The following is a 9,663-nucleotide window of genomic DNA, read 5'->3' on the forward strand; positions in this document are numbered from 1 at the left end:
TGGGTGGGTTGGGCGGTCATTGAACACGGGATTTGGAGTAATGGCGACGATCTTAAACATTCTTAGTTACGTTAGCGTGCTTACGCTTGTGGCATTGGGCCTTGCGATCGTGTTCGGCCTGATGGATATCGTGAACCTCGCGCATGCCGAGTGGGTGACGATGGGGGCTTATACATTGGCGGTTGCGCAGTCCGTGGGAGGTCAACACGCATTCTGGGCTGCGTTGCTCGCCGCGCCGATTGTCGGCGCGGGGCTCGGTTGGTGTCTCGAGCGCTTCGTCATCCGACTGCTCTATGCCCGTCCACTGGATACGCTACTGGCGACCTACGCGGTCAGTCTGATCGTTCAGAAGGCGATTGAGCTCGTCTTCGGTACTCAGCCGATGCTGGTCTATGCGCCGTTCAATGCAACCGTTGAAGTGCCGGGCGGCAGCTATCCTGCTTATCGGATGTTCGTGATCGGTGTGGCACTGGCTGTTACCGCTGGATGCTGGGTGCTGTTCACCCGCACGCGTTTTGGTACGAAGCTGCGCGCGGTCATCCAACATCCGGCGATGGCTGAGGCTGTCGGTATCAATACCAGAAAGCTGAATCGGGTGGCCTTTTGTGGTGGCGCCGCACTCGCCTCGCTCGCCGGTGTTCTGGTGGCGCCCATGGTGTCGGTGGAGTCCCATCTCGGGATGTCCTATCTTGCCAAGGCGTTCTTCGTGATCGTGCTGGGTGGGATCGGCTCGGTGGCTGGCAGCATACTCGGCAGCGCGTTTGTCGGCACGATCGAGACCTTGCTCAGCTATCGCGTTGATCCGTCGCTCGCGTCGGCGATCGTTCTGATTGTATCCAGTGTCCTGATTCGTTTCCGGCCGCAGGGTCTGCTCCCCGGCTTTAGTGCGGCGCATCAGCTTCTCGGAAAGGGGTAAGGAAATGTTCGATCGTCATTTTTCTCGTGCGCGGACTTGGTTGTCACAACCCGCCTTGAGCGGCAGTGATGTGTCTCCGGTTATGACGGGTTTTGCGATCGTTGTGGCCGGCGCGATTCTGCCGCTTGTCGTTGGGGCGTATGAACTCACCGTGATACGCGATGCACTCGTATTGGCGATATTGGCGCTCAGTTATGACCTGCTGTGGGGGCGTGCCGGTGTACTGACGCTGGGTCACACGACCTTCTTCGGCATTGGAGCATACGGCTTCGCCGTGACTACGGTCCAGTTTGGGCAGACGCCGTTAGTCGGATTTCTCGCTGGCCTTGCCTGTGCTGCGCTCGCAGCGGCCGTTCTCGGTTACTTCTTGCTGTATGCAGGGGTGAGGCTGCATTTCTTTGCCATTCTCAGTATGGCGGTGTTGATTATCGCGCAGCAGCTTGCAACGAGCTGGCAGTCGGTAACAGGCGGAGACACGGGCTTGCTCGGTATTCCGGGGCTGTCCTTCCAGCTTGCGGGGCACACACTCGATTTGAGCGGTCCAGTCGCGTCCTGGTATGCCGTCGCGATAATCCTCGTTGCGCTGCTTGGGGTGGTGTGGCTGCTTTGTCGCAGCCGATACGGGAAGGTGCTCGCGGTGATCTCGACGAACGAATGGCGCGCGCTGGCGTGTGGATATCACACGTCCTGGCATCTCTTGTTGATGTTCATGGCCTCGGCGGTGTTGGCCGCGGTGGCGGGTTGCTTGATGGCAGCAACCGCCGGCGTTGTTGCGCCCGATGTGTTTTCACCGGTATTGGCCACCGAAGTCATCCTCTGGGTTGCCATAGGCGGACGTGGCTCGCTGGGCGGTCCCGTGCTCGCCGCTGTCGGCCTGACGCTACTCAAGCATGGTGCGTCCAGTCTGAGCACACAGTGGTGGCCGCTTATTCTCGGCGCAGTTTTTCTCGCGTGCGTGCTTTGCCTGCCGAACGGTGTGCGTCTGGGGGACATGCTCAAGAGACTGCGTCAATTCAGTGGAATATCGCTCAAGCGCATGCCGCGCTCTTGTGCGCGGCGCGTCGAAGGAGGGTCGTGATGAACGCGCCGATCATCAAAGGTGTCGGACTGTACCGTGCATTTGGCGGCATTAACGCGATTGCGGGCGTTGACGTAGAAATTGGCGCGCGAGACCTGCTTTGCGTCATCGGCCCGAACGGCGCTGGAAAAAGCACGCTGGTTGGGCTGATGTCGGGCGCGATTGTGCCTGGGGCTGGCGAGCTGTATCTGGCGGGCGAGCGAATGACTGGTCGACCGATGTATCAATACTGCAGGCGTGGCGTCGTACGGAAATTCCAGGGAACGAATGTCTTCCAGACGATGAGCGTACGCGAGAACCTCGAAGTGGCCGCGCTCGGTGTGTCGAATCGACAGGCGTTTTCGATGCGGGACCTCGATGGCGTTCTCGAGCAAATCGGCCTTGCCGCGCAAGCCGACATGCTGGCGATGCATCTGCCACACGGCGAGCGCCAGTGGTTGGAAATCGGCATGGCGATGATGTGTCGCCCCGCATTGTTGCTGCTCGACGAGCCCGCTGCGGGTTTATCCGCCACTGATGCTCAGCGGCTTGTGCATCTCATCCACCGCCTGCGTGAGCAGTGTGCGGTACTTGCCATCGAACATGACCTGCGTTTCGTGCAGTCGCTTAATTGCGAGACGTGGGTTATGCACCGCGGCCAAATCGTTCGCCAAGGGCGCTACGACGACATCGCGAAGGACGAGGAAGTCCGACGCATTTATCTGGGGCAGGGGGCAAGTCATGCTGCACATTGAAAATCTGTCGGCTGGATACGGCGACATTGCTGTCTTGCACCAGATCACGCTTGCCGTTCAGCCCAACGAAGTGGTCGGAGTGCTCGGATGCAATGGAGCGGGAAAAACAACGCTTGTGAAGGCGATCATGGGCTTTTTGCCGCACGTGAGCGGCGAGGTTCGCTTTGGCGAGCACGTCGTCAACGGCATGCGCGCGCATGAAATTGCTCGACTGGGCATCGGGTTGGTGCCGCAGGGGCGATGGATTTTTCCGAAGCTCACGGTGCGCGAAAACCTCATGATGGGAACCGCAGCGGCTGGCGACGCCGAGATTCTGGATGAGGTGTTCGAGTATTTCCCGGTATTGAAAACGCGGCTGTCGCAACATGGCGGGACGTTGTCGGGCGGCGAGCAACAGGTGCTGGCTATCGCGCGTGCATTATGTGGTCGACCGAAACTGTTGTTGCTGGACGAGCCTTCTGACGGCGTGCAACCCAATCTTGTCGAGATGATCGGCGATGTGATCCCGGTGCTGTGCCGTCGTTCGAAGCTTGCCGTGCTGCTCGTCGAACAGAATCTTGACCTCGTCTTGCGCTGCGCGCAGCGGTGCATTGTGCTTAAGAACGGGCGGCTCGCTCATGCGGGAAAAATCGAACCGCACCGCGGAACGGACAGCGCGCACCCATTGGCCCAATTCTTGTCACCTGCTGCTGAACGAACGGCTGATTCGCAAGCGGCATTCGTTGAAAGAGAACCAACATGAATCGACGTGACTTTTCGCGATCTGCCCTTTGGGGCGCGCTTGGGGCGTTCAGCGCCGCCGTTTGTCCGAACCTCGTCCGAGCAGCGTCGCCGATCAAGATCGGATTGCTTGCGCCGTTGAGCGGTCCACTTACCAGGGTCGGGGAAACCAATCGGCACTGTGCGATGCTCGCCATTGAAGAAATCAACGCTGCAGGCGGACTGCTTGGGCGGCCGCTCGAACTGGCCGTCGAAGATACGCAGATGTCGACGGCAGTGACGCTCGAGAAGGCCAGGCAGCTATTGATGCGTGATGAAGCGGCGATGCTCACAGGCATGGTGCTGCCGTCCGAGCGCGAGGCGGCGCTGCAGGCCGCTAAGATGGCCGCGCGTCTTGTCGTCTATCCGAATTTCGACGAGGGTCGCTGTGATCCGCTGTTGTTAAGTACCGGTCTGAGTGTTGCTCAGCGGGTTGAACCGCTCATTACGTGGCTCATGCGTGGCGGTGGAAAGAGTGTCAGCGCGGTCGTCTCGGACGTCGGCAGCAACCGCAAGGTGCTGGTGCCCGCGCTGGAGGCGGCCGTATCTCGCCACGGTGGCCGCTTGTTGAACGTGTACTGGTTGCCGTTCGGCACGCGCGATTACGGTGCCGTGCTTCAACGAATTGCGGCACAGCAGCCGCAACTGGTATGGCACAGCATCGGCGATGATCCGGTCACGTTTGTCAAACAGTATCGGTCGTTTGCGATGAGGCCACAGTTGGTCACGGACATCGCGCACGAATCGCTATCGATTGCAACTGCGGGCGCATCAACGGGCGCCATCGGTGTGTCATCGTACTTTATGAGCATCGATAGTGCTGAAAATCATCGCTTTCTTGCGCGCTACACCGCGCGCGTGGCCAACACCCGTGCGCCGCGGTTAGGCTCCTATGCGGTGATGCTGCCTCACGGGGAATGCACGTACGCGGGCATTCGACTCTTTGCGCAGGCCGCGCAAGACGCTGGCAGCGTCGAGGTCATGCGTGTCAAGGCGGCGTTGTCGGGCATTTCGCTGAATTTGCCGCGCGGTAAGACGGGCGTGAGCCGAGTGGCCGATCACGTCACATGCATGACGCGCATCGCTCAGGCGCAGGCAGATAACAGTTTTTCGCTTTTGGATTCGGTCGGACCGATTTTACCGACCTGTCGGGGATAAAGCGGTAACGACATCCCGTCATTACTTTTTCTATATCACTAAGGAGTACGATATGAATGATATATCCATGATGAGTGCAGAGACGTTGCTTGTCGAGTATCGACGTCATGCACTGTCGCCGCGTGAGTGTATGGAGGCAGTGCTGGAGCGCATCCAGCAGTTTGATCCGCTCGTGAATTGCATGTGCAGCTTCCATGCAGATATGGCGTTGCAGGCAGCGCGCGAATCGGAGCAGCGCTGGATGCGCGGTGAGCCGCTCGGGCTACTCGATGGCGTGCCGGTATCGGTCAAGGATCTCATCGATGTACAAGGATTTCCGACGCGGTATGGCTCATTGACGAGCCCGGACACCCTGCAACGTAGCGATGCGCCTGCGGTTTCGCGCCTGCGCCGTGCCGGAGCATTGTTGTTCGGAAAAACGACGACATCGGAATACGGCAACAAGATTGTGACGGATTCCCCGCTCACCGGCATTACCCGCAATCCTTGGGATCGGCGCGTGACGCCGGGTGGCAGCAGCGGCGGCTCGTCAGTTGCGGTCGCGCTTGGCATGGGTGCGTTGTCGCTGGCCACCGACGGCGGCGGGTCGATTCGTGTGCCGGCGTGCTGGAGCGGCGTCGTAGGTTTTAAGCCAACGTTCGATCTCGTGCCGACCGGCGTAGCCGGCTCCTGGACCCGACTGTCCACGCTCGGGCCAATTGCGCGCAATGTGCGTGACACCGCGTTGATGCTCAGCGTTGCATCGGGAGCGCACGATCCTTTGCAGTCAGAGTCAGATCGCCCGGTGGACTATCGCATTGGACTGGAGCATGGTGTCGCCGGGCTGCGCGTGGCGTATTGCCCTGGCATTGCGGGCGTGACGGTTGATCCCATGGTCGCTGCGAGTGTCGCGCAGGCCGCGGATGTATTCGAGGCCTTGGGTGCGCACGTCGAGCAAGTCGATGTGAAGCCGCTGGCCAATTATCTGGACAGTCGCATGCACGCGATTCAGTGGTCGGTGTTCTTTGCGCAACGTGCATGCGCGATGAGCGAGGCGCAACGTGCACAGCTCGACTCGGACGTACAGGTCCTTGTGGAGGCCGGTCTGCAAGTCACCGCGCCAGAACTTGCCGGTGCGTTGCGTGCACGTCATCTGCTGGGTGTCGAGATGGCTGCGTTCTTCGAGCGCTACGACTTGCTCATGACACCGGTGTTTCACTGCGGCCCACTGCCGGTGCCCGGGTTGCCGAAGACACTGCTGACGGCACCTCAGCAGACATCGTGGTGCAACCAGACCGGGCTGCCTGCCGCGAGCGTGCCGTGTGGCCTGCCCGGTGGCTTGCCCACGGGCGTGCAGATCGTTGGGCGTTTGCACGCGGATGCACTCGTACTGCGTGCCGCACGCGCCTACGAGTCGGCGCGCGGCGCGTTTCCCACGGCGCCCCTGTTGCAGGGCGAGCACGCAGTGGCCACGGAGGTAACCCCGTGAGCGTTCAAGTCGCAAAGATCGTGGTGCATCTGGTTGAGCGGCGCGCCGAGTTGAACACCGCGATCTATCCAGCCCACCGCCAGGCCATTGCAGCTGCGGTCCTGTCACGGCAGATCTGGCGAATAGATGATCCTCTTGAGCCTCTGTACGAGCTCGGTGCGGAGCTGGGGACGTCGCTAACCGAGCACGCCCGATGTGCACTGGGTGTGCAACGCGGGGCCATTCAAGTGTACGGCAAGGCCGCCTTGGTGGGCACGGCCGTGCCGCTCGAGTGTGCGGCCGCGCTGTTACATCCACGAATGGGCAAGGCGATACGTGCCTGTCTACCGGGGACTACCTCGCTCATTCCGTCGGTCACAAAGCGAGGCGCCGCGGGTGCGTGCCTGGACATCCCGCTGCATGGCGCGGTTGACATGTGGAACTTCGATCACTTCGATACTGCATCGCTGATTGTGCCGGATTCTCCTGCGCCGGATGAACTCGTGGTGGCCATCGCATTGGCCGAGCACGGTCGGCCGCTCGCGCGCGTCGTGTCCGCGTAGACGCGGCGCCCCGGTTGCGCGCGATCGATTCGAACAACGAGGAGGAGAACCTATGCGGAAGATAGTTTGGGGCTTGGCGCGCGCTTGCGCTGTTTCGGTTGGGATGTGGGGCATCCCGTGCGTCGTCCACGCCCAGTCTTCGGTATCGCTTTACGGTTTGATCGACGCCTTTGTTGGCGAAACGCATGCACCAGGCGCGGTCGGTAGTGCCTGGCAGGTAGGCTCAGGCGGGATGACGACGTCATATTGGGGCGTGACGGGATCGGAGGATCTCGGCCACGGCATGAAGGCGGTGTTCACGCTGGAGGGCTTTTTCAGAGTCAACGCTGGTCAGCTCGGCTCATTCAATGGCCAGTCGTTCTTCGGTCGCAATGCCTTTGTCGGACTGAGCGGACGCTTTGGGGAGGTGACGATCGGGCGCAATACGGCACCCCTGTTCGTCTCCACGTTGCTCTTCAATCCATTCGGTAACTCGTTCGCGTTTTCGCCGATGATCTCACACGGATACCTGGGCTCGGCCATGGGGGCGGCTTCCGTGCAAAGCGATACGGCGATCGACAGTTCGGTGTTGTATCAGACACCGGAGGTTGGAGGGCTTTCTGGAACCCTACTCTATAGCAATGCGGGTGTGGCCGGCCACACTGGGCAGGCGAACTATAGTGCCAATGTGCTTTACTTCGCCGGCGCGTTTTCGGCAACGGCCGCGGTGCAAAGTCTGCACACAGCTTCGCTTTTTCTGAATGGTGCAACGGCACAAACGGCATGGCTTGTCGGCGGTGCCTATCGGATCCACGCAACGAAGCTCATGTTCCAGTACGAGCGGGTGAGCAACAATAGCAACGTGACCGACGACACCGTGCAGGTGGGAGCAAGCGCGCGATTCGGATTGGGCAGTATGCTGCTGTCGTGGGCGGGCACGCGTCGGCGTCCTGTCACCGGTTCCGACATCCGGTGGTCGACGTTCGCGTTGGGCTACGACTACCCCCTCTCGAAGCGCACAGACATTTATGCGGCTTGGCGCTATGACACGATTACGCATGCCTCATCAGGAAATGGCCTCGGAGCGGGCGTGCGGATGCGGTTTTGATTTGCTATGCAAACACGTCAAGTCGAAAGGCTGGTCGGTCCCAGGCGCCTCGCATGGATCGTTGCGACGGCCACCTCGGTCTGGAGCGACGAGGATGACGCACGTGAGTTCTTGTCGACCCCGCATCCGGAACTCGAACGGCGTACCCCGCTTGATCCTGCGCTTACGGAACTCGGCGCGCGGCGCGTTGAGGAGCTGGACTGGAAGCTCTTCTACGGGCTGTCAGCGCGAAATTGTTCCGCATCGCTGATACGCGGCACACGATTTGGAGCGGCACCGGCGCGATGTTGGTCGGTGGCCGCCGCTGGATTCCGATAGTGTCAACGCGAGACTGGCTGAACAATTTTGCCGTAGGTTTAGTGCCGCGCAATTGCGCTAAGGTATTCCGAAGAAGGCATTCGAGAGACGGCGTCTAGCGAAATGAAGGGGAACATATTGAGGGCTATATTACCCTTCATTTCGTGACATCGAGCGAACGCCGCAGGCTTGTGGCGCTCCGCGCAACTAAAGTTGTGTCTAAGTTTCAACTAACGATGTGTCTACCCGGCGCGCGGCGCCGCTAGATGCGTCAGCACGCTCAACCCGGCGTGAAGTTGAATCTGAACCAGTGTCCTGAGCGGAATCGGCTGCAGGTGGTCCGAGTGGGTGAGTCGGTCAATTTCACGCGACAGGAAATCCGAACACGCGGCGCTCACGCGAAACCCTTCCCCTCGGTCCAGTGCCAGCATGGAGAGTCGGCGCGCGAGCGCGACGAGCCGCAGCAGGAACAGCCGGCCCGTGACGTGACGGATCGTGTACTCGGCCCACGTCAATGTGCGCTGCTGCTCCGATTCGCTCATCGTGGGCGGAAAATCCTTTTCGTAATTGCCGATGAATTCCCGCAGGCCCCGCCAGATACTGAGGGCCGCTGCGTTCGTCGCCGCGTAGTCCAGGGACAGCGCCCGTCGCGCCAACGGAAAAATATCCATGCTCCACGCCCGGAGGTCCGCCTCAAGTTCGCCGAGGGACCGGTTTGACCGCCCATCGTCATGCAAGCGTGCGTGATCCCAAAACGGCACTTCCGTGACGAACGAAAAGGTGCCGCGACTGGCCGTGTAGCCGGCACTGGAATTGCCAAGTGGACGTTCATCCGGCTGTACGAGGGCCGCGGCCTCTTGCGCTCGCATTCGCTCCTTTTCCATGTCCCGAAACTGAAAGATTCCGTCGGCCCACCGCCCGAGCGCAGCTTCGCCCACGGAATTGAGCGTCAACCCGTACTGGCCACTCACGCCCGCGAGCGTAGCGGCCAGTTCCGCTGGCATCGCCAAGGCGAGGTGGAACACGCCACCGAATTCCGCGTTATGCAGCGAGTACATGAAATCCGGCTTGGCGAGCTCGATCGCGGCGCGCCAGGCAAGATTTTCTGGCAGCGGGTAGCGCGCGAGGCGATCATCCGGCTCGAACGGGAAAGTGTATTCGGCCTGTTCGGCGAACGGTGGACGGTAAAGGTGCTTCAGATAGACGCCGAGATCACCATAGGCTGAAAACCAGCCCTCATTGAGTCGAAGAGCGTCCGGTTCGATCGCCTTGATGAAATGCCAGCGATAAGGCAGGGACTGCCGCAGCGCCGGATCACGACACAGGCGGTCAATCAAGTAGTCGATCAGAAGGCAGCCGATCGGTTCGTTCGGATGCGGCGCGCCAATGAACAGCGCGGACAGTGGCCCGTCGCCGATCGAAATCAGGTCGATCGGCTCGCCCTGTCCAGACAGGCCCGCGCGGGTCACAGTGACGAGGTCGGGATAACGGTGTTGAGTCTCCTTATATCTTCGATTTGCTTCAAACTTCAGTGGTGGCGCGCCGTTTGGCGCGCTGCTTTGCCGGTTGGCGGCTACGGCACAGCTTGTGTCTCCTGCGAGCCGTTAAGCTCGAATCACAGCTC

The 9,663-nt window shown here is 60.6% G+C and carries 9 protein-coding genes and 1 pseudogene; 9 read left to right on the forward strand and 1 reads right to left on the reverse strand.

What is annotated here, in order from left to right:
* The first annotated feature begins 40 nt into the window (after positions 1–40).
* From H0X91_RS34265 to H0X91_RS34305, 9 genes and pseudogenes are all read left to right on the forward strand, one after another.
* Positions 41–916 (forward strand): branched-chain amino acid ABC transporter permease, encoded by an 876-nt coding sequence (locus tag H0X91_RS34265; protein WP_196433790.1) that lies wholly within the window; start codon positions 41–43, stop codon positions 914–916.
* A 4-nt stretch (positions 917–920) separates the two neighbouring features.
* Positions 921–1,994: a branched-chain amino acid ABC transporter permease gene (locus H0X91_RS34270; RefSeq protein ID WP_196433791.1), complete on the forward strand. Its 1,074-nt coding sequence runs from the start codon at positions 921–923 to the stop codon at positions 1,992–1,994.
* Complete coding sequence (locus H0X91_RS34275) at positions 1,994–2,728, forward strand: ABC transporter ATP-binding protein (RefSeq protein ID WP_196433792.1); 735 nt, start codon at positions 1,994–1,996, stop codon at positions 2,726–2,728. The genes H0X91_RS34270 and H0X91_RS34275 overlap by 1 nt, the downstream gene beginning before the upstream one ends.
* Entirely contained in the window at positions 2,715–3,470 is a 756-nt protein-coding gene (locus tag H0X91_RS34280; RefSeq protein WP_077020675.1) for an ABC transporter ATP-binding protein, read from the forward strand. The genes H0X91_RS34275 and H0X91_RS34280 overlap by 14 nt, the downstream gene beginning before the upstream one ends.
* Positions 3,467–4,645, forward strand: coding sequence for an ABC transporter substrate-binding protein (locus H0X91_RS34285; RefSeq protein ID WP_196433793.1), 1,179 nt, complete (start codon positions 3,467–3,469; stop codon positions 4,643–4,645). The genes H0X91_RS34280 and H0X91_RS34285 overlap by 4 nt, the downstream gene beginning before the upstream one ends.
* Positions 4,646–4,697: 52 nt before the next feature.
* Positions 4,698–6,113, forward strand: coding sequence for an amidase family protein (locus H0X91_RS34290; protein ID WP_196433794.1), 1,416 nt, complete (start codon positions 4,698–4,700; stop codon positions 6,111–6,113).
* A complete protein-coding gene (locus H0X91_RS34295) occupies positions 6,110–6,655 on the forward strand; it encodes an amino acid synthesis family protein (RefSeq protein WP_077020678.1) in 546 nt (181 codons plus the stop codon). Before H0X91_RS34290 ends, H0X91_RS34295 begins: the two co-directional genes overlap by 4 nt.
* A 52-nt stretch (positions 6,656–6,707) precedes the next feature.
* Positions 6,708–7,742 carry a porin gene (locus H0X91_RS34300; protein ID WP_077020679.1) on the forward strand — a complete coding sequence of 345 codons (1,035 nt, stop codon included), beginning with the start codon at positions 6,708–6,710 and terminating at the stop codon, positions 7,740–7,742.
* 45 nt (positions 7,743–7,787) lie between these two features.
* Positions 7,788–7,970, forward strand: a pseudogene (locus tag H0X91_RS34305) (antitoxin Xre/MbcA/ParS toxin-binding domain-containing protein); the annotation flags it as partial.
* A 311-nt stretch (positions 7,971–8,281) separates the two neighbouring features.
* On the opposite strand, the gene H0X91_RS34310 reads toward H0X91_RS34305, so the two are convergent.
* Positions 8,282–9,571, reverse strand: a complete 1,290-nt coding sequence (locus tag H0X91_RS34310) for a M14 family zinc carboxypeptidase (protein WP_330165491.1) — start codon at positions 9,569–9,571, stop codon at positions 8,282–8,284.
* Positions 9,572–9,663 lie beyond the last annotated feature (92 nt).

It is taken from the genome of Burkholderia sp. 9777_1386 (assembly GCF_015712265.1).
Taxonomy (GTDB): Bacteria; Pseudomonadota; Gammaproteobacteria; order Burkholderiales; family Burkholderiaceae; genus Burkholderia; species Burkholderia cenocepacia.

Excerpts from the sequence above, each read along its gene's own strand:
- H0X91_RS34265 (WP_196433790.1), top strand. The coding sequence starts at position 41 with ATGGCGACGATCTTAAACATTCTTAGTTACGTTAGCGTGCTTACGCTT.
- H0X91_RS34270 (WP_196433791.1), top strand. The coding sequence starts at position 921 with ATGTTCGATCGTCATTTTTCTCGTGCGCGGACTTGGTTGTCACAACCC.
- H0X91_RS34275 (WP_196433792.1), top strand. The coding sequence starts at position 1,994 with ATGAACGCGCCGATCATCAAAGGTGTCGGACTGTACCGTGCATTTGGC.
- H0X91_RS34280 (WP_077020675.1), top strand. The coding sequence starts at position 2,715 with ATGCTGCACATTGAAAATCTGTCGGCTGGATACGGCGACATTGCTGTC.
- H0X91_RS34285 (WP_196433793.1), top strand. The coding sequence starts at position 3,467 with ATGAATCGACGTGACTTTTCGCGATCTGCCCTTTGGGGCGCGCTTGGG.
- H0X91_RS34290 (WP_196433794.1), top strand. The coding sequence starts at position 4,698 with ATGAATGATATATCCATGATGAGTGCAGAGACGTTGCTTGTCGAGTAT.
- H0X91_RS34300 (WP_077020679.1), top strand. The coding sequence starts at position 6,708 with ATGCGGAAGATAGTTTGGGGCTTGGCGCGCGCTTGCGCTGTTTCGGTT.